This is a genomic window from Bradyrhizobium sp. Ses1 (assembly GCF_059512365.1).
This window is the reverse complement of record NZ_JCAMOQ010000077.1, coordinates 1-25,462: the sequence shown is the minus strand read 5'-3', so window position 1 is coordinate 25,462 and position 25,462 is coordinate 1. Positions and strand designations below refer to the sequence as shown.

Below are 25,462 nucleotides of genomic sequence, written 5' to 3'. Positions count from 1 at the left end.
CCTCATTCGGATGAGACGCGCGGAGTTAAATCACTGATTTGCCCGACGGCGGAAGCGGAATGTTTTTCGCGCGAGGGGTAGACAGGCCAAATCAGGTTGATCGGATTGAGGAAAATCGCGCCGACTGCATCTGTCATTCCGGGACGCGCGAAGCGCGAGCCCGGAATCCATTTCGCCGCTTGCGTCTGTGGCCCGATGGATTCCGGGTTCGCGCCAAGGGGCGCGCCCCGGAATGACGGAGGGTCGTGACCTCGCTGCGTTCCCTGACGCAGACCTACATTTTCAGCGCCTCGATATAGCCGGGCACGACAAGAGCGCTGCGCCGCTCAATGCCCTTGGAGCGCAGCCAGCCATCGATCAGGTCCTCGTTCTGGCCGCGGATCACGACGGCGACATGTCTCGCCGCCAGGAACGCTTCGCGCTTCTAACCGTCGCTGGTGCCTACCGCACACCATAGCGCGTGAAGTCGCTGCCGATCTTGACCTGGATCGTCTTTGCCGATGCGATATCGGCGTTGCTGCCCGCTTTGTCGCCCGTCTTCAGCCTGGCAAGCCCGCGCCCATAGAGTGCGCTCGCCAGCTTCGGATCGAGTTGCAGCGCAGAGCTGTAATCATCGATAGCCGCGTCGAATTTGCCCATTTTGAGGTAGATCAGCCCGCGTGAGTCATACGTCGCGGCGTTGTTCGACGCCAATTGAAGCGCCTTGTTGCAGTCCTGCAGTGCCGCCTCCAGTGCGCCGAGGATGGCCTGCGTCCAACAGCGTCCGCTCCACACGGCTTCCAAATCGGGTTCGAGACGAATTGCCTCGTCATAGTCCCGCGCCGCGCGATCGTATTCGTGCTTTTTCAGGTAGGCTCTGGCACGGTTGGCGAAAGCGCTGCCGTAGCTGGGATTGAGCTGGATCGCGCCATCGAGAGCTTTGATGGCGAGATCGTATTCGCCTTTCTTCAAATAAGCCGCGCCGCGATTGTTGAAGGCCTTGACGTAGGTTGGATTGAGCTGGATCGATTGATCGAAATCCTGGATGGCGCGGTCGTAGTCTCCCTTTGCCGCATAAGCGTTGCCACGATTGTTGTAGGCGATTGCCAAGGCAGCTGTCTTGCCGTGACCGGAAGCGATGAGCGCCGTGCAGCCATTGACACGGGCTTCAAGCGAGGCTTGATCCGTGCCGTTGCACAACGCAATGTCGGTCAGATAGTTGCTCTTCTTCGCATCCTCCTGCGCCGCCGCGGGTGAGCCGAGCAGCAGCAGGATGAGCATGCATGCGACGCCGTCAACGATGCCTCCCCTCGTACTGGCGTCCATATCAGGCTTCCTGATTTTGGAAATTGAGGAATCCGCGGTCATCAGTTTTCCGCGGAAAGGCGTCACGTCCTGCTGGGGCCCTGCGCTGAGACTGACTTCGGAATAAATCGGTCTAGCACCCTCGGCAGATATTCAGATTGGACTTGCGATTGGCTTTCTGTTCGGACTGCTGCGCTGCAGATGGGCCGGACTTTTTCGTAAGCTTGTTCTTGCCCTCTTCGATAAGGGTTGAAAACTTGACTGTCCCGTCATCCGAAATTTCGACATGTGGAGTCGTGCCCCGAATACCCATCGTTGCGACGGGGGTATCGACCTTCATGTCGCCGGACTTCGCGATATTGCCGGCGACAAACGTAAGTGTTCCGTTGGTCAGATTGAACAAGGTCGAGTTGGATTTCCCATTCGGGTCGTACACGAATTCGTCCAACGTCATGCGGGCGTTACTCGATAGTTTGAACGAACTGCCGTCGGCAAAGTTGATACCGACCCGGCCATCGGCTCCGGTCCGGACCACATCGCCGAGGTAAACGATATCACCCACCTTCGTCTCGACGATTTGGCCGGCGACATTTGCCTGAATGACCATCGCACCCGCATGCTCGATCGTTACCGAGCCGGTCGTGGTTACAACTGTTCCGATGGGTTTTGCTGATGCGAGATCCTGAACAGCGGGCGCGGGAGGATTGGTCTGCGCATCGGCTGCATCAAACAAAAGGCTGGCGAGTGCCAGAACCAAACCCGCCACCGACGCGATAATCGTGTGCGTGCACATGATCCCCTTCCTGAGAAGATCTTTCTTGCCGCGTGACAGCTCACTGACCCAATGGATCAGTCAGGTCGCCGTAATTATGCAGTACGCGCAACGCCAGGGCGGCCATGAGCGGCCACCCCGTTTATTTTTTGTCACATTAATCCCGGAGCCGGTTCAATGCTACCAAAACGTTGCATCTCGAGGGGGCCGCAATTGCGGCAATCCAGAGAGGGAAGCGACCCGCTCCAGGAAAAAGTGATTTAATTCCTGTGCGGGCGATTTAATTCGTGCATTGAATGCGTCGGATGTTACGGATAGGTTTGATTAAATTTGGATCAGGAAGTTGCGGCGGGCTAGCCTAGGGTTGCCGACGCGAGGATTGTTTTGACTTGATGGCGTAGGCAAAGCCAGAGCAAGAAAAGTGCGGCACCACGCTGGGCCTGAAAGTACTCAGCAGGCGAGGTCGAAGCCATGTTCGTTGCGTCTTGCGTCGAGTCCGGGGGCGACTGCAACGCCATTGTCGCCCAGCCTCCCCAGATCATAGGCCATGTTCAGATCGCGATCGGTCGCTGCACCCTCAGCCGTGCGGCCGGCATCGCCGTTCAACTCACGGCTGGCGATCCCGTTTATCAGGGAGACGTGATCGAGACGGCGGACGACGCTCAGGTCGGACTTCGCTTTATCGACGGCACCGTGTTCAACCTCTCTCCCGGCACTCGTCTGGTCTTGAACGAATTGATCTGTAATGCCGACGGCACCTCGCGCTCGGCCCTGTTTGGCGTGACCAGAGGCACTTTCGCTTTCGTTGCCGGACGGGTGGCAACGACCGGTTGCCTCACGGTTGATACGCCTGTTGGAAGCATTCGGGGCCGCGCTCATGGCGGCGGGATCGGCACGTTGACGCTCGCGGCGCTGGCCTTCGCCGTCATGAACGAAGTAGTCCATGCTGCAGAGCCGGACGTCACATATCTCGATGACGACAGTATCGCATACAAGGATCTCGAGCATGGCGTATTCGAACTCGTGACCAAAGAGCCGATCCCGCGACACATCATTGTCGAGGATCCCGGAGAGACGACCATCCTGAGCAGGAGAGGGTCCTCGGTCAGCGTCAACCAGACCGCGAATAGTGCGACTCGCATGGAGGAGTTGCATGCCGCCCAGCAGGACGTGCTGGCCAATTTCGCGAAGGAACAGGTGGCGCCCGGGTCGAGCACGCCTCCATCGACGATCAATGTGCTGCCGGTGCAGCCGATCAATTTTATTCAGACCGACATTCTCCAGATCCATAATTCGCTCCCGCCGCTGCCATCGTCGACGGTAGTTCCTGATCTGTTTGTCCTGCGTTCGCCGCCGGTGTTCACCCTCGCGGCGGGACCGACGGAGATCGATACATCGGTGTTTGACCACTTTGCCGCAACGAGCGGAGCTTTCGTTGCCAGCAGCTCCAACAGCGGCGCCGCACTGACCTTCGGCATCAGTGGCGGAATCGCCGGCAGCACGGTGCTGGGAGGGGTGACATACGATGTATCCAGCGCCGGTCCCTATGGCAGGCTCTACCTCAACAGCGCGACGGGCGCCTACACGTTCGTTCCGGACAGCGGCGCGATCAATGCGCTGACTGCGCCGACGACCGAAAGCTTCATTATCACGGTGTCAGACGGCACACTCTCGTCCAATCAGGTCTTCACGATCGCCATCGATGGCGTCAACGACGCGGCCATCATTTCGGGCTCCACGACCGGCGCGGTGATCGAGACGGGCAGCGCTGGGTCCGGTATGCCTGCCGCAACCGGCACGCTTACCGACGTTGACGTCGACAATCCGCCGAATACCTTCACGGTGGTCAGCTCGAAGGCGAGCGCCGGCGGCTACGGCACCTTCACGGTGACGGCGGCCGGCGTGTGGACCTACACGGTCAACGAGGCCAACCACGCGGTGCAGGCGCTCAATGTTGGCGACCATCTGACCGACACCTTCATCGTGACCACCGTGGATGGCACCCCTCAGGTGGTGACGATCACCATCAACGGCACCAATGACGCGGCCATCATCTCCGGCGCGGCGACCGGCTCGGTGATCGAGGCGAGCGGTGCCGTGCCCGGCAAGTTGACCGCGACCGGCACGCTCACCGATAGCGACGTCGACAATGCGCCCAACACCTTCACGGCGGTCACTTCGCCGACAGCAAGTCATGGCGGCTACGGCACTTTCACGATGACCGCGGCCGGTGTCTGGACCTATACGCTCAACGACGCCAACCGCGCGGTGCAGGCGCTCAATGTCGGCGACCACCTGACCGACACCTTCACGGTGACCACCGCGGACGGCACCGCGCAAGTGGTGACGATCACCATCAATGGCACCAACGACGCGGCCGTCATTTCCGGCGCCACCACCGGCTGCGTGATCGAGGCCGGGGGCGTCGCCAATGCCAAGCCGGGCCTGCCGACCGCGACCGGCGCGCTCGCCGCCACCGACGTCGACAATCCGGCCGATCTTTTCACGGCGGTCAGCTCGCCGACGGCAAGTCATGGCGGCTACGGCACCTTCACGATGACGGCGGCCGGCGTGTGGACCTACACGCTCGACAACGCCAACGGCGCGGTGCAGGCGCTCAACGTCTGCGACCACCTGACCGACAGCTTCACGGTGACCAGCATCGACGGCAGCGCACAAGTGGTGACGATTACCATCCACGGCACCAATGACGCGGCCGTGGTTTCGGGCACGACGACCGGGACGGTGACGGAAGCTGGCTGCGATACGCCCGGCACGCCAACCGCGACCGGCGCGCTTACCGATACCGACGTTGATAATCCGGCGAATACCTTCACCGCGGTGTGCTCGCCGATGAAGAGCGATGGCGGCTATGGCACCTTCACGATGACGGCGGCCGGCGTGTGGACCTACACGCTCGACAATAGCAACTGCACGGTGCAGGCGCTCGACGCCTGCGACCACCTGACCGACACCTTCACGGTGAAGACCATAGATGGCACCGCGCAGGTGGTGACGATCACCATCAAAGGCGCCAACGACGCAGACCTCAGGGATTTCGATCATTTGGCCACGGGGAAGATCGAGGCTGCACCGAGTTCCACCGTTGCATTGAATGACAAAACCGACAAGGAGCTACCGACGAACGGCGGCTCTTCTAATGCCGCCGCGACTCATGGCGATGCAATCGATGGCGGCTCAACCGGCGGGCCCTCGGGAGTCGCGAAAGCATCGGAGGCGAATGGGCCAACGGCCGCGAGCCTGAATGCGAATGGGGGTGCCTTCGCCAAGCATGGCGGCCCCCTTGCAGATTCGTTCCACTTCAAGGAGACGAGCTACGATCCTGGAGCTTCGAATGGCTTCGACCTCGGAAATGTGGGCCACGGCCCGGCATCGAGCAGTCATCCGGAAGACGCTGCAGCAATCCACGGACCGGAGGCAGCACAAGCAATCGAGGCGTTGCTGCATGGACAACACACGGCCGATCATTATGGCCCGGCTTCCGAGCTTGTCGGGAGCGCCGCGATCACCCACGGGATGCACGATCTGATGATCTGACGGAATCAGGTGGGCACGGCGCGCGGTTTCCTTGCTCCCGCACGCCTGTCCACCTGGCCGACCTCGCGCGCCGGCATACGCCGGCGCGCCGGAAGGGCGGTTAAGCCACCTTGGTTTTGAGGTGGCCGAACATGAAGTTCTTCGCTTCCTCGTCCAGCTCGGCCTTGAAGGTGAACTTGTCCTTCAATGCGATCGCGCGGGTGGCCGCCGGCCGCGCGGAGATCTCGTCGACCAGGCGCTTGACGTTCGGGTACTTGGCGTAAGCTTCCTCGCCGAGCACGAACGACCCCAGCCGCGCCCAGCCCCAGAGCGCCATGTCGACGATGGTGTAGGTGTCGCCGACCATGTAGCGGCTCTTGGCGAGGTGGTCGTCAAGAATCTTGTAGTGGCGGTTCGCCTCGTACTGGTAGCGGTTATGTGCGTATTCCAGCTCCTTTGGCGCCACCGTCTTGAAATGCACCGCCTGACCCGAATAGGGGCCGAGGCCGGTGGCGATGAACATCAGCCAGGACAGCATCCCGGCGCGGCTCGCCGGCGTGTTGGTGGGCAGGAATTTTCCGGTCTTCTCGGCAAGGTAGAGCAGGATCGCGTTGGAATCGAACACGAACACGCCGTCATCGTCGATCGCCGGCACCTTGGCGTTCGGGTTGACCTTCAAAAATTCCGGCTTGAACTGCTCGCCCTTGCGGGTGTCGACCGGTATTGCCTCGAAGGCGAGGCCGGACTCTTCCAGGAACAGTGCGACCTTGTTCGGGTTCGGTGCTCCGTTGAAGTAGAATTTGAGCATCTCAAAGGCTCCGTTTGTTTTGTTGCCGACCATATCGGGACGCGAGCCGCATGGGCCGCGGGCCGCACTCATGCGCCACATCGGGCGGAGCGCGCAAGCGATGAATTTGTGAAAGCGCCTCGGGCGGCTTGGCGATCAGCCGAAGTACATAAAGCCAACCGCGCTGGCGACGATCAGCGCGATCCCTGCTGCGTCCAACAGCGCGGCGAAGCGCGTCGCGGTTTGCAGATCGGTGGCGTGGGCGGCACGCTCGGCGCTGCGCCCATAGCCGTGCGTAATGATGTCCTCGGTGAACTGGCCATGCGCCTCCAACGCGCTCGTCAGTCCGACGGAGACGAGAAGGACGCCGAAGATGCCGAGGCCGAAAAAGCCGAGCAGGCCAAAAAGCAATATCGGGAACATGCCGACAAAGAATATCGGCAACAGCGGCACAAGCAGCAACGTCTCGGATTGTCTGCGCATCGGGCAATCCAATCGAAACAGCGACCAGTTGTTGGATGCTAGGCCCTTTGTTCGCGCCGAATCAAGGCAAGAGCGTTCAACACGGCGTCATCGTGGCTTGCTGTGCAGCTTAGCTTGTTGGCCCGGAAGCAAAGAAGTGAACAGAACTTCTTTCGTCATTCCGGGATGCGCCGTCAGGTGCAGGCCCGGAATCCATTGTGCCTCAGGCGCAGGTGGTGAAATGGATTCCGGGTTCTCGCTTCGCGAGCCCCGGAATGACGGAGGATATTGAGGAGGCTCAGCCCACCGCCATCCCGGAGCGGATTTCGGCGCGCAGTTCGTCGATCAGCCTGAGGCCGTTCTTGGTCTCGACGTGCCAGAAGGTCCAGCCGTTGCAGGCACCCGAGCCTTGGGCGACCGCGCCGATGCGGTGGATCGAGCCGACCTTGTCCCCTAGCATGATGGCGCCGTCGGCGCGCACGAGGGCACCGACCCGCTTCTTGGCGTCGACGAGTTTCGCGCCCGGCATGATCATGCCGCGCTCGATCAGTTCGGAGAAGGCGACGCGCGGCGCCTCGCGCGCAGTCATGAACGGCGCGAGCGTTTCCTGCGGCAGCGGCTCGATGGCGGCGATGCGCGCTTCGGCGGCGGCGGCATAGGCTGCGTCGCGCTCGATGCCGAGATAGCGGCGGCCGAGACGTTTTGCCACGGCGCCGGTGGTGCCGGTGCCGTTGAAGGGATCGAGCACGAGGTCGCCGGGCTTCGAGGAGGAGAGCAGCACGCGCGCGAGAAGCTGTTCGGGCTTCTGCGTCGGATGCACCTTCTTGCCGTCCTTGCCCTTGAGGCGCTCTTCGCCGGTGCAGAGCGGGATCAGCCAGTCGGAACGCGCCTGCACGTCCTCGTTCGCTGCCTTCAGCACTTCGTAATTGAAGGTATAGCCCTTGGCCTTCTCGTCACGCGCGGCCCAGATCATGGTCTCGTGCGCATTGGTGAAGCGGCGGCCGCGGAAATTCGGCATCGGGTTCGACTTGCGCCAGACGATATCGTTCAGGAGCCAGAAGCCGAGGTCCTGCATGATGGCGCCGACGCGGAAGATATTGTGATAGGAGCCGATCACCCAGATCGTCGCCGACGGCTTCATGACGCGGCGGGCGGCGAGCAGCCAGGCGCGCGTGAAGTCGTCATAGGCGGCAAAGGAGGAGAACTTGTCCCAGTCGTCATTGACGGCATCGACATGGGATTCGTCGGGGCGTTTGAGGTCGCCCTTGAGCTGCAGATTGTAGGGTGGGTCTGCGAACACGACGTCGACAGAACCGGCTGCAAGCTTCGACATCTCGGCGACGCAATCGCCTATGACGATTCGACTCGGAGACGTGGATTCAAATTTAGTGCGGGGCGCCCTTGCAGACGCCCCGCGACGCGACTCAACCATGACTCATAACTCTGACTCAGGCGACGCTGTCGGCGACGCGGGACTAAACAACCGACTGGCGACACCATGATCCGCCAAAGTAAAAATCGACTTAATCGAAAATGCCACGCGACAAGTTCTGCGCATTTCGATCGTGCGTTTTCGGATTTGAAATCGAGTGCTGCCTCGCAGCATGCGTTATGCGAATTGCGCCAGCGACGGCGGAATCGGACATCGAGTTCGTTGCAGGCAAGCTCATGCGATTCGTGACGACGTTGGCCGCATCAGCCATGCGCGGATGGCGTGCCGTCGCACTAGGCAATAATTGCCGGGCAGGCTATTGATTAACGGAACGGAAATTTTACGTCTGTTCCGCGTTTACACAGGTTAGGACTTAAGGGAAAACCGCCATGCGTTACGATGATTTCCGTCGCAGCGACGACATCGAGGATCGTCGCGACCAGGGTGGCGGCGGAGGCGGCGGCGGCGGCTTCGGCATCCCCATGGGCGGCGGCGGGCTCGGCATCGGCACCATCATCGTGCTCGGCCTGCTCGGCTACGCCTTCGGCATCGACCCGCGCATCCTGATCGGCGGCGCCGAAATCCTGACCGGCGGCGGACAGGCGCCGACCTACCAGACCGATCGCCGGACGGCGTCCGGCAAGACCGGCGCGCCGACCGACGAAATGGGCAGCATGATCTCCGGCATCCTGGGCGAGATCGACGATCGCTGGACCGAGATCTTCCAGGCCAATGGCCAGACCTTCACCGGTCCGAAGATCGTCTTGTTCCGCAACGCCACCAATGGCGGCCGCTGCGGCATGGCGCAGTCGGCGATGGGACCGTTCTACTGCCCGCCGGATAAGACCATCTATCTCGACACCGCCTTCTTCCGCGAGGTCGAGACGCGGTTCCGTGGCTGCTCGGGCAGCGCCTGCCAGTTCACCGCGGCCTATATCATCGCCCATGAGGCGGGCCATCACGTGCAGAACCTGCTCGGCATCATCCCACGCGTGACGCGGCTGCAACAGGCAGCCGACAGCAAGGCCGAGGCCAATGCGCTGCAGGTGAAGGTCGAGCTGCAGGCCGACTGCCTCTCCGGCGTCTGGGTCAACCGCGAGGAGAAGAAGCGGCCGGGCTTCCTCGAAGCCGGCGACATCGACGCGGCGCTCAAGACGGCAACCGCGATCGGCGACGATACGCTGCAGCGCCAGGCGACGGGCAGGGTGGTGCCGGACTCCTTCACCCACGGCTCGGCGCAGCAGCGGCGGCAATGGTTCATGACCGGCTACCAGCAAGGCACGGTGTCGGCCTGCAACACCTTTGGCCAAGGGGCGCTGTGAGATTTGGATAGCGATTGTCATGGCCTCCACAGATGAAACAAAGCCGTTCATTCCGCTCAACATCGCGGTGCTGACGATATCGGACACAAGGACGCTCGCCGACGACAAGTCCGGAACGACTCTGGCCGATCGCATCACGGCCGCCGGCCACAAGCTTGCGGCGCGCGAGATCGTCACCGACGACGTCGAGGCGATCCGCACGGTCGTGGCGCGCTGGATCGCTGACGCCGGCGTCGATGCGATCATCACCACTGGCGGCACCGGCTTCACCGGCCGGGATGTGACGCCGGAAGCGATCGAGCCGCTGTTCGAGAAACGGATGGACGGTTTCTCGATCGCCTTCCACATGCTGAGCCACGCCAAGATCGGCGTCTCGACGATCCAGAGCCGCGCCACCGCAGGCGTTGCGGGCGCGACCTACATCTTCTGCCTGCCCGGCTCGCCCGGCGCCTGCCGCGATGGCTGGGACGGGATTCTGGCGGCGCAGCTCGACTACCGCACGCGCCCCTGCAATTTCGTCGAGATCATGCCGCGGCTGGATGAGCATTTGCGCCGGCCGAAGGCGCAAGGCGCAACTGTTTAGGTTCACCACAGCCGTCATTCCGGGGCGCGACGAAGTCGCGAGCTATGATGTGCAATTGCACATCAGAGAATCCATTGGGCCGGTTGCGCAGGCGGCAAAATGGATTCCGGGTTCGCGCTGACGCGCGCCCCGGAATGACGCTGGTGGCAACATCAACGCTTGTGAATGACCTTCATCAGCCAATCCCACGACGCGCGCGTCATATCGCGATAAGCCTCGGCACGAAGCGCGTGCGCTCGCTTGATATAGAAGGCAAGCAGCTCCGGCGTGATGCGCCGCGCGGGATCGCGGCGCGTCAACTTCACAGCGTCCGCTCCCAGGTCTCGCCGACGAGGTCCTGCCCAAAGCTGCGGTGCGGCTCGCTTTTCACCAGCACGAAGCCCGCGTCCTGATAGATTTTTCGCGCGGCGATCAGGATGCTCTGGGTCCAGAGCGTGATCTTGCGGTAGCCGCAGGCCCTGGCGAAGCTGATGCATTCGCCAACCAGCCGCTTGCCGAGCCCCTGGCCGCGCCCGGCAGGGTCGATCAAGAGCAGCCTGAGCTTGGCGACGTCGTCGGAATGCCTGACCAGGAACACCGAGCCGACCGGCGCACCTTCGAGATCGGCGATCCAGCAGCGTTCGCGCGAGGCGTCGAACGAGGTCAGGAATTTTGCGACGATCTCGGCGACCAGCGCCTCGAAAGATGAATCGAAGCCGTATTCGCTGGCGTAGAGCGCGCCATGGCTCTGCGCCACCCAGCCCATATCGCCCGGCCGCGGATCGCGCAGCACCGCGCGCGGGGCTGCGGTCTCGCCGAGCAGCCGCTCGATCGTGCCCATTGCTCCGGTCAGGCGGACGCGATCGTCCGGCTGAAGCCGTGCCAGCATCGCCGCGACCTCGTCATGCGAGGTGCGGTTGATCCTGGCAAAGGTCTGCCGCCCCTTTGCGGTGAGGCCGAGCTGGTATTGCCGGCGGTCGGAGGCGAGCGGGCGTCGGGTCAAAAGCCCGTCCTCGTCGAATTTCTGCAGGATGCGGCTGAGATAGCCGGGATCGAGCCCGAGCTCGGTCCCGATCTCCTTTGCCGATATCTCCTCGCGATGGGCTAGCTCATAAAGCACCCGCGCCTCGCTGAGCGAGAACGGGCTTTTCAATAAATGCTGGTCGAGGACGCCGAGCTTGCGGGTGTAGAAGCGATTGAACGCCCGCACCGCGGCGATTTGGGTTTCGGAATCCGGCTCTGACATAGGGGCACCTCGATAGTTGCCATTGTCAAACAATTATTTGACTTTGGCAAGTATCAGGCGCTGTCATTCCGGGGCGCGCGAAGCGCGAGCTATGATGTGCAATTGCACATCAGAGAATCCATTTACCCACTTGGCTTGCGGCCCGATGGATTCCGGGCCTGCGCCTTTGGCGCATCCCGGAATGACGAGGGAAGCGTAAGGAACTACGCCACGATGATCCGGCTGCGCAGCATGGTGCGGGAGGAGCGGCCGAGCTGCCGCAATAGCCGCGCCTCGGAGCGGGGGGCATCCGGGCGGTAGCCGCCGAGCTGCTCATAGTGATCGCGCGCGATCAGGAGGCCCTGTTCGGCAGTCGGGCCGGTCAGCATGCGGGCGACGAACTTGAAGCTGTCCCGCAGGCGTGCGTCGGCATAGGGCGAGCGGGCGTAGCGGAAGATGCCGGCGCGCGGCCGGCCGCTCATCGCGACGCCCTGGATGAACTGGGCGGTCTCCTCGATCCAGCCGCTGTCGAGTACGGCGCCGGCATGCAGGAACATCAGCCAGGGCGAGCGCGCCTGACGGGCGCCGGCCGCCAGCGCTGCGGCGCGACTGCCGTCGAAGGCCATGAAGCGGCAGCCGGCGACATCGGCGACGCGCTCGATCACGTCGGTCTTGGCGCCGTCCTTGGCGCGATCGACCAGCAGTACCTCTTTCACGACCCCGGCCGCGGCGCCCGGAACCAGCGCCGCAAGAGTCGCGACCGCGGTCCGCTCGTCGCCTTCAGTCGGAATAATCACGCTCAGCATCAACAGCGGCTTCGTTGGCTCAAAATGGGTGGAAAGCTCGAAAATTGTTATCACCTTGTCACAATCAAAACAGCCGTAGGGGTGCAGTTTTTTGCGGCAGCGCCGCTGTGGAATTTCGCGAATGCGTTCTTGATTTGTTCTTGCGACGTGCTAGCTTCGGAGCATGAGCCGAGCATCCTCTCATGCCCTCAAGCACCCGCCGGTGACGGCGCCCTCCACACCGGCGGGTGCGCCCTCCGCGTTTCCCGAACTCGCGGTCGCGATCGAGCGCGAACGGCGGCGCGGCCGCGGCGCGCAATCCAATGCCAGCGGCCGTTACGAGGCCGAGGCGCGCGTTACGTTCGACGACGGCTGGCAGAGCCTGGAAGACCTGCCGCCGTTCAAGACCACTGTCTCGCTCGACACCTCGCGCAAGGTGATCGCGCGCAACGACTCGCCCGATATCGGCTTCGACCGCTCGATCAATCCGTACCGAGGTTGCGAGCATGGCTGCGTCTACTGCTTCGCGCGGCCGACCCATGCCTATCTCGGCCTGTCGCCAGGACTGGATTTCGAATCGAAGCTTTTGGCAAAACCTGATGCGCCGGCGCTGCTCGAGAAGGAACTCGCCGCGCCGGGCTATGAGCCGCGCATGATCGCGATCGGTACTAACACCGATCCGTACCAGCCGATCGAGCGCGAACACAAGATCATGCGCGGCATCCTCGAAACCCTGGAGCGCGCCGGCCATCCGGTCGGCATCGTCACCAAGTCGGCGCTGGTCGTGCGCGACATCGACATCCTGCAGCGGATGGCGAAGCGCAATCTGGTCAAGGTCGCGCTGTCGGTGACGACGCTCGATGCCAAATTGGCGCGCACCATGGAGCCGCGCGCCTCGACGCCGCCGAAGCGGCTGGAGGCGATCAAGCGACTTTCGGATGCCGGCATCCCCACCACCGTAATGGTGGCGCCCGTGATCCCCGCGCTGAACGATTCGGAGATCGAGCGCATCCTCGATGCGGCGGCGCATGCCGGCGCCAAGGAAGCAAGTTACGTGCTGCTGCGGCTGCCGCTGGAAGTGCGCGACCTGTTCCGGGAATGGCTGCTCGCGAACTACCCGGACCGCTACCGTCACGTCTTCACCCTGATCCGCGATATGCGCGGCGGGCGCGACTACGACTCGCAGTGGGGGACGCGGATGAAGGGCACCGGGCCGATGGCCTGGATGATCGGCCGCAGGTTCGAGATCGCCTGCGAGAAGCTCGGCCTGAACAAGCGCCGCTCGAAGCTGACGACCGACCATTTCGTCAAGCCCAAGCAGAGCGGCGAGCAGTTGAGGTTGTTTTAGGACCGTCATTGCGTCCCTCTCCGTCATTGCGAGGAGCCAACGGGTCCCGCCTCTGGCGGGCCCGATGACAGGCTCCGCGACGAAGCAATCCATATCTCCGCAAGCGGAGAGGTGGATTGCTTCGCTGCGCTCGCAATGACGGAGGAAAGATCGGAATGTCTGCCTCAAAAAGCTGAATAATGGGGACGAGCGCCGGGTTCCCGGTTGCGCGGCGGCGGCTGCTTCAGCACAGTCGCGCCCATGAGTCGGGACAAGTCTGAGAAGAAAAAGCCGGTCAAACCGGCAAAGGGCGTGATCGCTGTGACGCCGCCGAGCTTTCGGCGCGAGCGCGCGCTGATCAAGCGCGGGGTGTGGCCGATTGCCGGCTGCGACGAGGCCGGACGCGGTCCCTTGGCAGGTCCCGTGGTCGCCGCGGCCGTGGTGCTCGACCCGAAGCGGATTCCGAAAGGCATCGACGATTCGAAGCGGCTGACGGCGGAACGGCGCGAAGAGCTGTTTGAGCAGATCTGCGCGACGTCGGCGTTTGCGGTGGCTTTCGCTTCGCCGGCGCGAATCGATCGCGACAATATCCTGCGCGCCTCGCTCTGGGCGTTGGCGCGCGCCGTGCAGGCGCTGCCGGAGGCACCCAAGCATGTCTTCGTCGACGGCCGCGACAAGGTCGCCGTGACTTGCGACTGTGAGGCCGTGATCGGCGGTGACGGCATCGTGATGTCGATCGCAGCCGCTTCCATCATCGCCAAGGTGACGCGGGATCGGCTGATGTGCGCGCTGGCGCTGGATTGTCCCGGCTATGGCTTCGAACAGCACAAGGGCTATGCGGTGCCGGAACATCTGGAGGCGCTGGATCGCCTCGGCCCGAGCGCGCATCACCGCAGCTTCTTCGCGCCCGTGATCGCCGCGCGGCAGAAGCATTTTCCGGAAACGATCGAGCCCGATCTCTTCACGGTGGACCCGACGATCGAGGCCGAGGCGACGGCTGCCTAGCCCCGTTGCCTCCATCGCGTCGGCCCTTTATCAATCTCGGGATCGATTGAGGCCGCACACAGGGCTGGTTCCGGGCATTTTGGGCGCATGCGTTTCACCTCCCTGGTCGTCGAACTGATCCGCGCCCGGCCGCGGCTCGTGGTCTGGATCGTGGTGCTGGCGCAGGCCGCGCTGTGGCTGCTGGTGCCGCTGTTGATCTATCGCAGCCCGCCCGGCGATGTCGCGACCGTGCTCGCCTTCGGCCGCGAATACCAGGTCGGCACCGATCTCGGCCCGCCGCTCGCCTTCTGGCTCGCCGACATCGCGTTCCGCGCCGCCGGCAATCACGTCTTCGGCATCTATCTGTTGGCGCAGATCTGCGCGATCGCGACCTTCGTGAGCCTCTATCACCTTGGCCGCGCCATCATTGGCGGACAGCAGGCGGTGCTCGCGGTGCTGCTGACGATGACGGTCACCGCCTTCTCTTCGCCCGGCCTCGAGTTCGGGCCGCTGGTGCTGGCGCGACCGCTCTGGGCGCTGTTGCTGCTACATTCCTGGCAATTGTTCGGCCAGAACCGGCGCAGCGCCTGGTTCGCGTGGTCGATCGATTGCGGCCTGTTGCTGCTGACGACACCGGTGGCGATCGGGATGATCCTGCTGGTCCTGGCCTTTGCGCTGGCGACTGCACGCGGACGCCGCACGCTGGCCTCGCTTGATCCGCTGTTTGCGCTGCTCGTGGTGATCGTGCTGGCGCTGCCTTACCTGATCTGGCTGATGCGCTCGGATGTTGTGACGCTGCCGCCGCTGCCTGATGTCGCGGATTTGCGCGCGCGGGTGACGCGCTCCGGGGTCCTGCTCGGCGGCTTGGTGGTGTCGATGGCCGGCATCGCGCTGCTCCTCGTCGTCAATTCTCCCTGGTTCGCCCGCAAGCCGGAGGAGGCGCCGATCATCGGCCGGCCGCCGCTCGATCCCCTGGGACGGCAGTTCGTCTATTTCTTCGCCTTCGCGCCGGCGCTGATTGGCAGCCTGCTCGCCGGCCTGTTCCATCTCGACCACGTGGTCGGCGGCGCCGGCGTCGCGCTGCTGCTGTCGGGATTGGCGGTGATCGTCAATGCCGGCGATCTCATCCATCTCTACCGCCAGCGGTTGTTGCGCTCGGCCTGGGCGGCGGCGATTGCCGCGCCCGCCTTGGCCGTCGTCGCGGCGACGCTGTTCGTGCCCTGGACCGGCACAGCCGAAGTACGGACCTCGATGCCGGCGGCCTCGATCGGGCATTTCTTCGCCGACAGTTTTGAGCGGCGCACCAACCAGCGGTTGCGCGCGGTGGCCGGCGATCCCGAGTTGGCGCGCCTGATCGCGATGGACCCGCGGCGCCCGCATCTGTTGCTCGACGGAAGGCCGCGGACGCCCTGGCTCTCGCCGGCGAAGCTTAATGAGACCGGCGGACTGATCGTCTGGCGCGCGTCCGATACGTCGGGCGCGCCGCCGCCCGAGATCGCGCAACGCTTCCCGGACCTGGTGCCGGAAGTGCCGCGATCGTTCGAATGGCTGGTCAACGGCCGTCAGCCGCTGCTCAGGATCGGCTGGGCCATCGTGCGGCCGAAGGGGCCGTAGGCCTGTTTCTCGCCGTCAGCCCCTCATGGTGAGGAGCGCGTCTTCGCGCGTCTCGAACCATGAGGCCCCAGTCTCGCCCGTGGCCATCCTTCGAGACGCCTGCTGCGCAGGCTTCTCAGGATGAGGGGAAAGCGTGGGGTGGGCAAAGCGCAGCGTGCCTATCCTACGGTCTCTCAGGATGAGGACGAACTCTGCTGCCCCAGCGCCTTCGCGATGGCGCGGAGGTCTTGCCACGACATCCGCTTGTAGGAGGGCGAGCGCAGGAGATAAGCGGGGTGGAAGGTGGCGATGGCGCGGATTGTCCGGGTGCCGGTGTCGTAGTCGAACCATTTGCCGCGGGTGCGCATGATGCCCTCGCGCGTGCCGATCAGCGCCTGTGTCGAGGGATTGCCGAGCGTGACCAGCACGTCGGGATTCACCAATTCGATCTGGCGCTGGATGAAGGGCAGGCACACCTGCGTCTCCTGCGGCGTCGGCGTGCGGTTGCCGGGCGGCCGCCACGGAATCACGTTGGCGATATAGGCCTTGCTGCGGTCGAGCCCGATCGCCGCGATCATCCGGTCCAGGAGCTTGCCGGAGCGGCCGACAAAGGGCAGGCCCTCGATGTCCTCGTCACGCCCGGGCGCTTCGCCCACGAACATCACCCGTGCCGCCGGATTGCCGTCGGCGAACACAAGCTTGGTCGCGGTATGCTTCAGCGCGCAGCCGTCGAAATTCGCCAGCAGCGTCCGCAGCGCGTCCAGCGTCGGCGCGGTCCGTGCCGCCTCGCGTGCAGACGCAACCGCCGCATCCGGCGGGATGGTGATTTCGCTGCGCGGAACTGCCGGCGCCGCAGGCGGCATCTCGCGCTGAGGACGCGGCGACGCCCCCTCGCGCGGCGGTGCGGCGGGAACAGGCTCGGCCTCCGCAAGCCGGTTGATCGGCTCGTCAACAAGCGCGCAATCGACCCCGGCCTCCAGGTAAAAGGCCAGCAATTGCTTTAAGGTAGGGGCAGGCTCGGGCGTCATGGTGGGATACAAGTCCTCCGCCCGCAATTTAGGATGCATCGCGCCGTCGCGAAATGCATTTCAATGGTTGTCCTCGCGACAAAAATCGGAAACAACGCAGCCTAACGAATTAGAAGCGTTCTCAACCGGGCTGAGAAGAGACCATGAGCACCGAAGAATTACCGCCCCGCGAATCCATGGAATTCGACGTCGTGATCGTCGGCGCCGGACCGTCGGGCCTCTCGGCTGCGATCCGGCTGAAACAGCTCAATCCCGATCTCAGCATCGTCGTGGTGGAGAAGGGTTCCGAGGTCGGCGCGCATATCCTCTCCGGCGCGGTGATCGATCCGGCGGCGCTCGACAAATTGATTCCGGACTGGCGCGAGGATGCCGACTGTCCGCTGAAGACCCAGGTGAAGGACGACCGCTTCTACTGGATGACGGCTGCCGGCGCGATCCGGCTGCCGAACTTCATGATGCCGCCGCTGATGAACAATCATCACTGCTACATCGGCTCGCTCGGCAATGTCTGCCGCTGGCTGGCGCCGAAGGCGGAAGCGCTGGGCGTCGAAATCTATCCGGGCTTTGCTGCCGCCGAAGTGCTCTATGACGATAATGGCAATGTGCGCGGCATCGCCACGGGCGACATGGGCATCGCCAGGGACGGCTCGCACAAGGACTCCTACACTCGCGGCATGGAGCTCGTCGGCAAATACACGCTGTTCGCCGAAGGCGCGCGCGGCAGCCTGTCGAAGCAGCTCATCGCGAAGTATCAGCTCGATGCCAAGAGCGAGCCGCCGAAATTCGGCATCGGCTTGAAAGAGGTGTGGCAGATCGATCCCGCCAAGCACCAGAAGGGCCTGATCCAGCATTCCTTCGGCTGGCCGCTCAACAATTCCACCGGCGGCGGCTCGTTCCTCTATCACTACGACGACAACCGCGTTGCGGTCGGCTTCGTCGTGCATCTCAACTACGACGATCCGTATCTGTCGCCGTTCGACGAATTCCAGCGCTTCAAGACGCATCCCTCGATCCGCGCCGTGCTCGAAGGCGGCAAGCGGCTCGGTTATGGCGCGCGAGCCATCACCGAAGGCGGCTACCAGTCGGTGCCGCGGCTGACCTTCCCGGGCGGCGCGCTGATCGGCTGCGCGGCCGGCTTCGTCAACGTGCCGCGCATCAAGGGCGTCCACAACGCGATGGGCAGCGGCATGCTCGCTGCGGAGCATGTGGCGGCGGCGATCGGCGCCGGCCGCGCCAATGACGAGCTCGTGGAGTATGAAAACGCCTGGCGCGAGTCCGCCATCGGCAAGGACCTCCATCGTGTCAGGAACGTCAAGCCGCTGTGGTCGAAGTTCGGCACCATCCTCGGCGTGGCACTCGGCGGCTTCGACATGTGGTGCAACACGCTGGGCTTCTCGCTGTTCGGAACCCAGTCGCACGCCAAGCCCGACCGCAAGACGCTGGACCCGGCGAAACAGCACGCGCCGATCGCCTATCCGAAACCGGACGGCAAGATCTCGTTCGACAAATTGTCCTCGGTGTTCCTCTCCAACACCAACCATGAGGAGGACCAGCCGGTCCATCTCAAGGTCGCCGACATGAACCTGCAGAAGATGTCGGAGCACGACGTCTATGCCGGCCCGTCCAACCGCTATTGCCCGGCCGGCGTTTATGAATGGGTCGAGGAAGCCTCAGGGCCGCGTTTCCAGATCAACGCGCAAAACTGCGTTCACTGCAAAACTTGCGACGTGAAGGACCCGAACGGTAACATCACCTGGGTTCCGCCCGAGGGCGGCGGCGGGCCGAACTATGAGGCGATGTGACCTTGGTGGTGCAATCAGCGATATAAAGCCGGGGGTGACCACAATTGCGTGAGTGGATGCTCCGATAATCGGGCCGCACCGGCCACGATACCGCCACACTGGAAGCGTTTTCCGGTATTGTTGGCTAAATCGGCGGCTTCGAAGGCCAATCTGCCAATCGATTCGCCACCCGTGTCCTTGCGGTTGAAGGCCAAAAACGGCATTGTCGCTGGCCGGGATGCCGCCGCTTGGGTTTGCATTCGACACTGATCCTGAGAGATCGCCGCCGTTAATCCCGCCGTAAATCCCTTGGAGCAAGGCGAACCGTGATGCTTTCTACACGCTTTAACCGCTGGACGATTGCTGCTCTCAGCCTGGCCGTGCTCGCCGCACCTGGCGCGCTCTATGCGCAGACGCCGGATCATCCCGCCGACAACGCGGCGCAGTTTCCGACCAAGAACGACCTGAAATCGCTGACCACGGCCGGCAGCTATCTCGCCGCCCGCCACGCCAGCGTCGAGCGCGATGCGGCCTCCGCTGCGGCATTTTACCGCTCGGCACTCCGCACCGATCCGAAGAACAACGAATTGCTCGACCGCGCCTTCATCTCCTCGCTGGCCGAAGGCGACATCGACGAGGCCGTCAAGCTCGCCGACCGCATCCTCGCGCAGGACAAGTCGAACCGCGTCGCGCGGCTCGTCGTCGGCGTGCGCGACCTGAAGCTGAAGAAGTACGCGGCCGCGCAGGTCAACGTCAACCAGTCGATCCGCGGACCGATCACCGACCTGGTCGCGACGCTGCTGGCAGCCTGGGCGAGCTATGGCGCGGGCGATGCCAAGGTGGCGGTCGCCAACATCGACAAGCTCACCGGCCCGGAATGGTATCCGCTGTTCAAGGATCTCCACGCCGGCATGATCCTGGAGCTTTCCGGCAAGGAGAAGGACGCGGGCACCCGCTTCGAGCGCGCCTACAAGCTCGATGATTCCATGTTGCGGATCGTGGACGAATATGCGCGCTGGTCGTCGCGCAACAAGGATGCGGCTGCCGCTACGTCCCTCTATGAGGCCTTCGACAAGAAGTTGCCGCGCCATCCGCTGGTGCAGGAGGGCATCCGCGAGGCCAAGGCCGGCAAGAAGCTATCGCCGCTGGTCGATTCGGCGCAGTCTGGTGCGGCCGAAGCGCTCTATGGCATCGGCGCGACGCTGACGCGCCGCGGCGGCGAGGATCTGGCGCTGGTCTATCTGCAGCTTGCGCTGTACCTGCAGCCCAATCATCCGCTGGCGCTGCTTTCGCTCGCTGACCTCTATGAGAGCGTCAAGAAACCGCAGATGGCGATCAAGATCTATGAGCGGATGCCGGCCTCATCGCCGCTGAAGCGCAACGCGCAGATCCAGCTTGCGACCGATCTCGACGCCGCCGACCGCAGCGACGAGGCTATCAAGATCCTGAAGGAGCTCACCGCCGAATCGCCGAAGGACATCGAGGCCATCATGGCGCTCGGCAATATCGAGCGTGGCCGCAAGAAGTTCGCCGATTGCGCCGGCACCTACACGCAGGCGATCGATGCCATGCCGACGGCCGGCGACAAGAACGCCTGGGTTACCTACTACTACCGCGGCATCTGCGAGGAGCGCTCCAAGCAGTGGACCAAGGCCGAAGCCGACATGCGCAAGGCGCTGGAGATGCAGCCCGAGCAGCCGCACGTGCTGAACTATCTCGGCTATTCCTGGATCGATCAGGGCATCAATCTCGACGAAGGCATGAAGATGATCAAGCGTGCCGTCGAGCAGCGCCCCGACGACGGCTACATCGTGGATTCGCTCGGCTGGGCCTATTACCGCATCGGCAATTACGATGAGGCAGTGAAGCAGCTCGAGCGCGCCATCGACCTCAAGCCGGAAGATCCGACCATCAACGACCATCTCGGCGATGCCTATTGGCGGGTCGGCCGCACGCTCGAAGCCAAGTTCCAGTGGGCGCATGCGCGCGACCTCAAGCCGGAGGCCGACGAACTGCCGAAGATCGAAGCCAAGATCGAGAACGGCCTGCCGGAGGACGCCTCTAACAACGCCGCCGCCGTCGAGAAGAAGAAAGAAGACGGCAAGGGCGGCTGATCCAAAGCTATTAAGGGGGCGGTTTGTCGATGCCGGCGCTGATTGAGGACGCACGTGCCAAGGTCAACCTGACCCTGCGGGTGATCGGGCGGCGCGTCGACGGCTATCACGACCTTGAAAGCGTGGTGGCGTTCGCCGATTGTGCCGATCGCCTGACGCTGACGCCGGGCGAAGAACTCACGCTCACGACGTCAGGGCCGATGGCGGAGGCCTGCGGCGAGACCGCTGATAATCTCGTGCTGAAGGCCGCGCGCCTGCTCGGCGAGCGCGTTCCCGGCCTGAAGGCCGGCAGCTTTGTGCTGGAGAAAGTGTTGCCGGTGGCCGCCGGGATCGGCGGCGGTTCGGCCGATGCCGCGGCGGCGCTGCGGCTGCTCGCGCGACTGAACGATCTCGCCCTCGACGACGAGCGTCTGCGCGACGTTGCGCTGAAAACCGGTGCCGACGTGCCGGTCTGCGTCGCCTCGCATGCCTGCGACATGACCGGGGTCGGCGAGACGCTGATGCCGCTCAACCTGCCGAAGCTGCCGTGCGTCATGGTCAATCCGCGGATCCCCGTGGCCACCAAGGACGTGTTCGCGGAGCTTGGCTTGCGCCCCGGCGACCTCCTGGTCGGCGCCACCGACGTGATGCTGCAGGCGCCGTCCTGGCCGGAGCAGGGCGGCTCGCTCGAAGAATGGGTCGAGGCCCTTGCCGGCAGCTCGAACGACCTGGAAGCGCCGGCGGTGCGCATCCAGCCGGTGATCGGCGAGGTGATCGCCGCGCTCAACGCCACCGATGGCGCCTGGCTCGCGCGGATGTCCGGCTCCGGCGCCACATGCTTTGCGATCTACGAGAACACCGCCGACGCCCAGCGCGCCGCCGAAAAGCTGCGCCGCCAGCACCCCATCTGGTGGGTGCATTCGGGCGTGCTGAGCTAGCGCCGCCGTCATTGCGAGGAGCGAAGCGAACGAAGCAATCCATATCTCGCCAAGCGGTGAGATGGATTGCTTCGCTTCGCTCGCAATGACGGTGTGGCCCGTAGGGTGGGCACGCTGCGCTTTGCCCACCCTACGATTCCAGCTCCTACGCGTCGCTCAATGCGATCGCGCCAAACAGAACGCTACGACCTGCTCCAGGGCGGTCTTCATCGGGGAGGGCGGAAACAGCGCCAGCGCGTCGACGGCCATGGCGCCGTAGTGGTGGGCGCGGGTCAGCGTGTCCTCGAGCGCGCGGTGCTTGGTCATCAAGCCGATGGCGTGGTCGAGATCGCCGCCGCGGATCTCGCCTTGCTCCAGCGCCCGGACCCAGAACTCGCGTTCGCTGTCATTGCCGCGGCGGAAGGCCAGCACCACCGGCAGCGTGATCTTGCCCTCGCGAAAATCGTCGCCGACATTCTTGCCGAGCTTGGCGGACTTGCCGCCATAGTCGAGCACGTCGTCGACGAGCTGGAAGGCGATGCCGAGATTCATGCCGACCGAGCGGCAGGCGGTCTGCTCCGCCTTCGGCCGGTTGGCGATGACGGGGCCGACCTCGCAGGCGGCGGCGAACAATTCCGCGGTCTTGCCGCGGATCACGGCGAGATATTCATCCTCGGTGGTCGCGGTGTTCTTGGCGGCGGCAAGCTGCATCACCTCGCCCTCGGCGATGGTGGCGGCGGCGGAGGAGAGGATGTCGAGCGCGCGCAGCGAGCCGACCTCGACCATCATGCGGAAGGCCTGGCCGAGCAGGAAGTCGCCGACCAGGACGCTGGCCTCGTTGCCCCAGAGCATCCGTGCCGACAATTTGCCGCGCCGGAGCTCGCTTTCGTCGACCACGTCGTCATGCAGCAGGGTTGCGGTATGCATGAACTCGACGGCGGCGGCGAGCTTGATATGGCCGTCCCCGGAATAGCCGGAGAGCTGGGCCATCGCCAATGTCAGCATCGGCCGCAGGCGTTTTCCCCCGGAGGAGATCAGGTGGTTGGCGACCTCCGGGATCATGGTGACCTCGGAGCCGGTCCGCGTCAGGATGGTCGCATTGACGCGTTCCATGTCGGCGGCGACCAGGGTGACCAGCGGGTCTATCGAAGCGTTCGACGGGTTTTCAAAGGGGACAATAACCGCCACGCTGGTCTCCAAATTTGCCGAATTCACACTATCCTAGGGCGTGATCCGGCAACTCGATCACCGCGCCTGAAGGCTACAATAGAAACTGCGCGCTGGGGCGGCAATAGTACGAAGCTGTTGACATCTGTCGCATGGTCTGCGCTGGGCATGAAACATGGAGAACGAACACTTGCGGGAATTGGTCCGAACCAATGACATGGTGCTGGTGTCTGCGATCACAGCATTGCTCGACAGCGCCAATATCCATCATCTGGTGCTGGACCAGAACATGAGCGTCATCGAGGGATCGCTCGGCATCCTGCCGCGGCGGATCCTGGTCCATGAGGACGACAACCGCGCCGCGCGCGAGTTGTTGGCCGATGCGGGTTTCGCGCATGAATTGCGCGCCGATGAGTGAAGACGTCACCGAGCACGGTGACGACGTCAGCGAGGACGCCTTTCTCGGCGGACGATTGCTGCTGCGACAGCTCAAGTCGGGTCACCGCGCCGGGCATGACGCCATGCTGCTCGCCGCCGCGACGCGCGCGCGTCACGGCGATTGCGTGGTCGATCTCGGCGCGGGCGTCGGCGCCGCCGGCCTTGCGCTGGCCAAACGCGTTGCCGGCATCGACCTAGTGCTGGTCGAGATCGACGCGCAGCTTGCGGCACTGGCGCGCGCGAACGCCGCCGCCAATGCGATTGCCGCTGAGGTGATCGTGCTCGACGTCGAATCGTCAGCGGAGGCCTTTGCCGCCGCCGGCCTGCCGCCCGATAGCGTCGATGTCGTGCTGATGAATCCGCCTTTCAATGATTCCAGGCGCCACCGCGCTTCGCCGGACCGGGCCCGCGAGGTCGCGCACATCGCGTCGGCGAAAACCCTGCCGGGCTGGATCCATGCCGCGCGGCGCATCCTGAAATCCGGGGGAGAATTGACGCTGATCTGGCGCGCCGATGGCATCGCCGAGGTGCTGGCCGCGCTCGATCGCGGATTCGGCAGCCTCGAAATCCTGCCCGTTCACGCCGATGTGACCGCGGCGGCGGGCCGCATCCTGCTTCGCGCGGTCAAAGGTGGCCGCGCGCCGACGCGCCTCCATGCCGCTCTCGTGCTCAATGACGAGTCGGGCGTGCCTAATAAAGAGGTACAGGAGAGCTTGATGGGGAAGGGGATATTGCCGCTCGCCGGATGAAGATGCCGGACCGCGGACGTGTCGTGTTACTGCTGCGGGAGCCTGTCCGATTGCCGTTCGGGTGCTGCGGTAAAGTGAACCGCCGCGAGCAGGGTACCGATCAGCAAAATCAGCAGATAGATTTTCATCTTGCTCTCCGCTGCGCGATTGCAGCTAGAACACCACGATGCAAGGGGCGTTCCATCACTGGATGACAGTGGTGCGATAAAAAACGGTTAATTCGAGGTAACGGGAATGAGTGAACAAAGAATTGATCGCCCCGGGCTGCCGGGCTTCCTCGAGAGGCTCGAGGGCTGGCTGCCGGCGCGGCTGCGGCGTGGCATGGCTGTGGTACCGGTGGTGCGACTGTCGGGCGTGATCGGCGCGGTGACGCCGCTGCGGCCTGGCATGACGCTCGCCGGCGTCGCGAAGACGCTCGAACGCGCGTTCGCGATCCGCAACGCCAAGGCGGTGGCGCTGGTGATCAATTCGCCCGGCGGCTCGCCGGTGCAGTCACGCCAGATCTATTTGCGGATCCGGCAGCTCGCCACTGAGAAGAAGCTGCCGGTCCTGGTGTTCGTCGAGGACGTCGCGGCCTCCGGCGGCTACATGATCGCCTGTGCCGGCGACGAGATCTTCTGCGATCCGTCCTCCATCCTCGGTTCGATCGGGGTGGTCGGCGGCAGCTTCGGCTTCCAGGAACTGATCCGGAAGATCGGCGTCGAGCGGCGGCTCTATACCGCCGGCGAACACAAGGCGATGCTCGATCCGTTCCTGCCCGAGAAGCCCGAGGAGGTGGCGCGGCTGAAGTCGATCCAGCGCGAGATCCACGAGATTTTCATCGCGCTGGTCAAGCAGAGCCGCGGCGCGCGGCTGAAAGGCGCCGACGATGTGCTCTTCACCGGCGAATATTGGGCGGGCGAATCCTCTATCACCCTCGGCCTAGCGGACGGGATCGGAGACCTCCGCTCGACGCTCCGCGCCCGCTACGGCGAGAAGGTGCTGACGCCGGTGATCGCGCCCGCGAGCGGGCTGTTGTCGGGGCTCCTGGGCAGGCGGGCGCCGGGCGCGGGTTCGCTGGCGGCGCTGGACCCGCTCGGAGGACTGCCGGATGATTTGATCTCGGCGCTGGAAACGCGGGCGATCTGGGCCAAATTCGGGTTCTAGGCTGTGTGGACTCTTGGGATTCTCAAATCAGACGGAACGTGATTCAAGGCTTTCTTTTAGGAGGAAGCCTT

Annotated in this window: 23 protein-coding genes and 1 pseudogene; 12 read left to right on the top strand and 12 right to left on the bottom strand. The window is 63.9% G+C overall.

Features of this window, described 5'->3' with window-relative positions; translation table 11 throughout:
• Positions 1–283 precede the first annotated feature (283 nt).
• The 3 genes and pseudogenes from AC5ZG5_RS42760 to AC5ZG5_RS42750 form a co-directional block, all read right to left on the bottom strand.
• Positions 284–424, bottom strand: a pseudogene (locus AC5ZG5_RS42760) (LysR family transcriptional regulator); the annotation flags it as partial.
• A gap of 17 nt (positions 425–441) precedes the next feature.
• Positions 442–1,305, bottom strand: a complete 864-nt coding sequence (locus tag AC5ZG5_RS42755) for a tetratricopeptide repeat protein (protein WP_456646654.1) — start codon at positions 1,303–1,305, stop codon at positions 442–444.
• A gap of 112 nt (positions 1,306–1,417) precedes the next feature.
• Positions 1,418–2,077 (bottom strand): FecR family protein, encoded by a 660-nt coding sequence (locus AC5ZG5_RS42750; RefSeq protein ID WP_456646653.1) that lies wholly within the window; start codon positions 2,075–2,077, stop codon positions 1,418–1,420.
• 450 nt (positions 2,078–2,527) lie between these two features.
• On the opposite strand from AC5ZG5_RS42750, the gene AC5ZG5_RS42745 reads away from it, so the two are divergent.
• The gene (locus AC5ZG5_RS42745; RefSeq protein ID WP_456646652.1) at positions 2,528–5,614 is read left to right on the top strand and encodes a VCBS domain-containing protein; all 3,087 of its coding nucleotides are present in this window, start codon (positions 2,528–2,530) and stop codon (positions 5,612–5,614) included.
• Positions 5,615–5,714: 100 nt separating this feature from the next.
• Here the strand turns inward: AC5ZG5_RS42745 and AC5ZG5_RS42740 are convergent, their stop codons facing one another.
• The 3 genes from AC5ZG5_RS42740 to AC5ZG5_RS42730 form a co-directional block, all read right to left on the bottom strand.
• Positions 5,715–6,401, bottom strand: coding sequence for a glutathione S-transferase family protein (locus tag AC5ZG5_RS42740; protein WP_456646651.1), 687 nt, complete (start codon positions 6,399–6,401; stop codon positions 5,715–5,717).
• Positions 6,402–6,536: 135 nt separating this feature from the next.
• Positions 6,537–6,863: a hypothetical protein gene (locus AC5ZG5_RS42735; RefSeq protein ID WP_130225611.1), complete on the bottom strand. Its 327-nt coding sequence runs from the start codon at positions 6,861–6,863 to the stop codon at positions 6,537–6,539.
• A 277-nt stretch (positions 6,864–7,140) separates the two neighbouring features.
• Positions 7,141–8,274, bottom strand: coding sequence for a site-specific DNA-methyltransferase (locus AC5ZG5_RS42730; RefSeq protein ID WP_028166887.1), 1,134 nt, complete (start codon positions 8,272–8,274; stop codon positions 7,141–7,143).
• A gap of 389 nt (positions 8,275–8,663) precedes the next feature.
• Between AC5ZG5_RS42730 and ypfJ the strand changes: the two genes are divergently transcribed.
• A complete protein-coding gene (gene ypfJ / locus AC5ZG5_RS42725) occupies positions 8,664–9,596 on the top strand; it encodes a KPN_02809 family neutral zinc metallopeptidase (RefSeq protein ID WP_456646650.1) in 933 nt (310 codons plus the stop codon).
• Positions 9,597–9,615: 19 nt separating this feature from the next.
• On the top strand, positions 9,616–10,179 hold the full coding sequence (moaB, locus tag AC5ZG5_RS42720; RefSeq protein WP_456646649.1) for a molybdenum cofactor biosynthesis protein B: 564 nt from the start codon (positions 9,616–9,618) through the stop codon (positions 10,177–10,179).
• A 152-nt stretch (positions 10,180–10,331) separates the two neighbouring features.
• Here the strand turns inward: moaB and AC5ZG5_RS42715 are convergent, their stop codons facing one another.
• The 3 genes from AC5ZG5_RS42715 to AC5ZG5_RS42705 all read right to left on the bottom strand — a co-directional run bounded on the left by AC5ZG5_RS42715 (position 10,332) and on the right by AC5ZG5_RS42705 (position 12,189).
• Positions 10,332–10,478, bottom strand: coding sequence for an RSP_7527 family protein (locus AC5ZG5_RS42715; RefSeq protein WP_456671290.1), 147 nt, complete (start codon positions 10,476–10,478; stop codon positions 10,332–10,334).
• Positions 10,479–10,480: 2 nt separating this feature from the next.
• On the bottom strand, positions 10,481–11,404 hold the full coding sequence (locus tag AC5ZG5_RS42710; protein WP_456646647.1) for a bifunctional helix-turn-helix transcriptional regulator/GNAT family N-acetyltransferase: 924 nt from the start codon (positions 11,402–11,404) through the stop codon (positions 10,481–10,483).
• A gap of 203 nt (positions 11,405–11,607) precedes the next feature.
• On the bottom strand, positions 11,608–12,189 hold the full coding sequence (locus AC5ZG5_RS42705) for a glycosyltransferase (protein ID WP_130225606.1): 582 nt from the start codon (positions 12,187–12,189) through the stop codon (positions 11,608–11,610).
• A 163-nt stretch (positions 12,190–12,352) separates the two neighbouring features.
• On the opposite strand from AC5ZG5_RS42705, the gene AC5ZG5_RS42700 reads away from it, so the two are divergent.
• The 3 genes from AC5ZG5_RS42700 to AC5ZG5_RS42690 all read left to right on the top strand — a co-directional run bounded on the left by AC5ZG5_RS42700 (position 12,353) and on the right by AC5ZG5_RS42690 (position 16,093).
• Positions 12,353–13,516: a PA0069 family radical SAM protein gene (locus tag AC5ZG5_RS42700; RefSeq protein WP_456646646.1), complete on the top strand. Its 1,164-nt coding sequence runs from the start codon at positions 12,353–12,355 to the stop codon at positions 13,514–13,516.
• A 240-nt stretch (positions 13,517–13,756) separates the two neighbouring features.
• Positions 13,757–14,500, top strand: coding sequence for a ribonuclease HII (rnhB, locus tag AC5ZG5_RS42695; RefSeq protein ID WP_035691520.1), 744 nt, complete (start codon positions 13,757–13,759; stop codon positions 14,498–14,500).
• 87 nt (positions 14,501–14,587) lie between these two features.
• A complete protein-coding gene (locus AC5ZG5_RS42690; RefSeq protein ID WP_456646645.1) occupies positions 14,588–16,093 on the top strand; it encodes a glycosyltransferase family 39 protein in 1,506 nt (501 codons plus the stop codon).
• Positions 16,094–16,266: 173 nt separating this feature from the next.
• Here AC5ZG5_RS42690 and AC5ZG5_RS42685 read toward each other — a convergent pair whose 3' ends face one another.
• Positions 16,267–17,100, bottom strand: coding sequence for a uracil-DNA glycosylase (locus tag AC5ZG5_RS42685; RefSeq protein ID WP_456646644.1), 834 nt, complete (start codon positions 17,098–17,100; stop codon positions 16,267–16,269).
• Between the two features lie 143 nt (positions 17,101–17,243).
• Here AC5ZG5_RS42685 and AC5ZG5_RS42680 point away from each other — a divergent pair, with 143 nt between their 5' ends.
• On the top strand, positions 17,244–18,902 hold the full coding sequence (locus tag AC5ZG5_RS42680; RefSeq protein WP_456646643.1) for an electron transfer flavoprotein-ubiquinone oxidoreductase: 1,659 nt from the start codon (positions 17,244–17,246) through the stop codon (positions 18,900–18,902).
• 14 nt (positions 18,903–18,916) lie between these two features.
• On the opposite strand, the gene AC5ZG5_RS42675 is transcribed toward AC5ZG5_RS42680, so the two are convergent.
• On the bottom strand, positions 18,917–19,141 hold the full coding sequence (locus AC5ZG5_RS42675) for a hypothetical protein (protein ID WP_456646642.1): 225 nt from the start codon (positions 19,139–19,141) through the stop codon (positions 18,917–18,919).
• A 69-nt stretch (positions 19,142–19,210) separates the two neighbouring features.
• Between AC5ZG5_RS42675 and AC5ZG5_RS42670 the strand changes: the two genes are divergently transcribed.
• Together AC5ZG5_RS42670 and AC5ZG5_RS42665 are read left to right on the top strand one after the other, a co-directional pair.
• Entirely contained in the window at positions 19,211–20,995 is a 1,785-nt protein-coding gene (locus tag AC5ZG5_RS42670) for a tetratricopeptide repeat protein (RefSeq protein WP_456646641.1), read from the top strand.
• A 29-nt stretch (positions 20,996–21,024) separates the two neighbouring features.
• Positions 21,025–21,912 carry a 4-(cytidine 5'-diphospho)-2-C-methyl-D-erythritol kinase gene (locus AC5ZG5_RS42665; protein WP_028166898.1) on the top strand — a complete coding sequence of 296 codons (888 nt, stop codon included), beginning with the start codon at positions 21,025–21,027 and terminating at the stop codon, positions 21,910–21,912.
• A gap of 156 nt (positions 21,913–22,068) precedes the next feature.
• On the opposite strand, the gene AC5ZG5_RS42660 is transcribed toward AC5ZG5_RS42665, so the two are convergent.
• Entirely contained in the window at positions 22,069–23,079 is a 1,011-nt protein-coding gene (locus AC5ZG5_RS42660; protein WP_456646640.1) for a polyprenyl synthetase family protein, read from the bottom strand.
• Between the two features lie 169 nt (positions 23,080–23,248).
• Between AC5ZG5_RS42660 and AC5ZG5_RS42655 the strand changes: the two genes are divergently transcribed.
• The 3 genes from AC5ZG5_RS42655 (at position 23,249) to AC5ZG5_RS42645 (ending at position 25,391) form a co-directional block, all read left to right on the top strand.
• Entirely contained in the window at positions 23,249–23,476 is a 228-nt protein-coding gene (locus AC5ZG5_RS42655; RefSeq protein WP_028166900.1) for a putative signal transducing protein, read from the top strand.
• Entirely contained in the window at positions 23,469–24,245 is a 777-nt protein-coding gene (locus AC5ZG5_RS42650) for a tRNA1(Val) (adenine(37)-N6)-methyltransferase (RefSeq protein ID WP_456646639.1), read from the top strand. Before AC5ZG5_RS42655 ends, AC5ZG5_RS42650 begins: the two co-directional genes overlap by 8 nt.
• A 234-nt stretch (positions 24,246–24,479) precedes the next feature.
• Complete coding sequence (locus tag AC5ZG5_RS42645) at positions 24,480–25,391, top strand: S49 family peptidase (RefSeq protein ID WP_130225597.1); 912 nt, start codon at positions 24,480–24,482, stop codon at positions 25,389–25,391.
• The last annotated feature ends 71 nt before the right edge of the window (positions 25,392–25,462 follow it).

Coding starts and splice junctions, on each gene's coding strand:
- AC5ZG5_RS42755 (WP_456646654.1), bottom strand. CDS start 1,305: ATGGACGCCAGTACGAGGGGAGGCATCGTTGACGGCGTCGCATGCATG.
- AC5ZG5_RS42750 (WP_456646653.1), bottom strand. CDS start 2,077: ATGTGCACGCACACGATTATCGCGTCGGTGGCGGGTTTGGTTCTGGCA.
- AC5ZG5_RS42745 (WP_456646652.1), top strand. CDS start 2,528: ATGTTCGTTGCGTCTTGCGTCGAGTCCGGGGGCGACTGCAACGCCATT.
- AC5ZG5_RS42740 (WP_456646651.1), bottom strand. CDS start 6,401: ATGCTCAAATTCTACTTCAACGGAGCACCGAACCCGAACAAGGTCGCA.
- AC5ZG5_RS42735 (WP_130225611.1), bottom strand. CDS start 6,863: ATGCGCAGACAATCCGAGACGTTGCTGCTTGTGCCGCTGTTGCCGATA.
- AC5ZG5_RS42730 (WP_028166887.1), bottom strand. CDS start 8,274: ATGGTTGAGTCGCGTCGCGGGGCGTCTGCAAGGGCGCCCCGCACTAAA.
- ypfJ (WP_456646650.1), top strand. CDS start 8,664: ATGCGTTACGATGATTTCCGTCGCAGCGACGACATCGAGGATCGTCGC.
- moaB (WP_456646649.1), top strand. CDS start 9,616: ATGGCCTCCACAGATGAAACAAAGCCGTTCATTCCGCTCAACATCGCG.
- AC5ZG5_RS42710 (WP_456646647.1), bottom strand. CDS start 11,404: ATGTCAGAGCCGGATTCCGAAACCCAAATCGCCGCGGTGCGGGCGTTC.
- AC5ZG5_RS42705 (WP_130225606.1), bottom strand. CDS start 12,189: ATGCTGAGCGTGATTATTCCGACTGAAGGCGACGAGCGGACCGCGGTC.
- AC5ZG5_RS42700 (WP_456646646.1), top strand. CDS start 12,353: ATGAGCCGAGCATCCTCTCATGCCCTCAAGCACCCGCCGGTGACGGCG.
- rnhB (WP_035691520.1), top strand. CDS start 13,757: ATGAGTCGGGACAAGTCTGAGAAGAAAAAGCCGGTCAAACCGGCAAAG.
- AC5ZG5_RS42690 (WP_456646645.1), top strand. CDS start 14,588: ATGCGTTTCACCTCCCTGGTCGTCGAACTGATCCGCGCCCGGCCGCGG.
- AC5ZG5_RS42685 (WP_456646644.1), bottom strand. CDS start 17,100: ATGACGCCCGAGCCTGCCCCTACCTTAAAGCAATTGCTGGCCTTTTAC.
- AC5ZG5_RS42680 (WP_456646643.1), top strand. CDS start 17,244: ATGAGCACCGAAGAATTACCGCCCCGCGAATCCATGGAATTCGACGTC.
- AC5ZG5_RS42675 (WP_456646642.1), bottom strand. CDS start 19,141: ATGCAAACCCAAGCGGCGGCATCCCGGCCAGCGACAATGCCGTTTTTG.
- AC5ZG5_RS42670 (WP_456646641.1), top strand. CDS start 19,211: ATGCTTTCTACACGCTTTAACCGCTGGACGATTGCTGCTCTCAGCCTG.
- AC5ZG5_RS42665 (WP_028166898.1), top strand. CDS start 21,025: ATGCCGGCGCTGATTGAGGACGCACGTGCCAAGGTCAACCTGACCCTG.
- AC5ZG5_RS42650 (WP_456646639.1), top strand. CDS start 23,469: ATGAGTGAAGACGTCACCGAGCACGGTGACGACGTCAGCGAGGACGCC.
- AC5ZG5_RS42645 (WP_130225597.1), top strand. CDS start 24,480: ATGAGTGAACAAAGAATTGATCGCCCCGGGCTGCCGGGCTTCCTCGAG.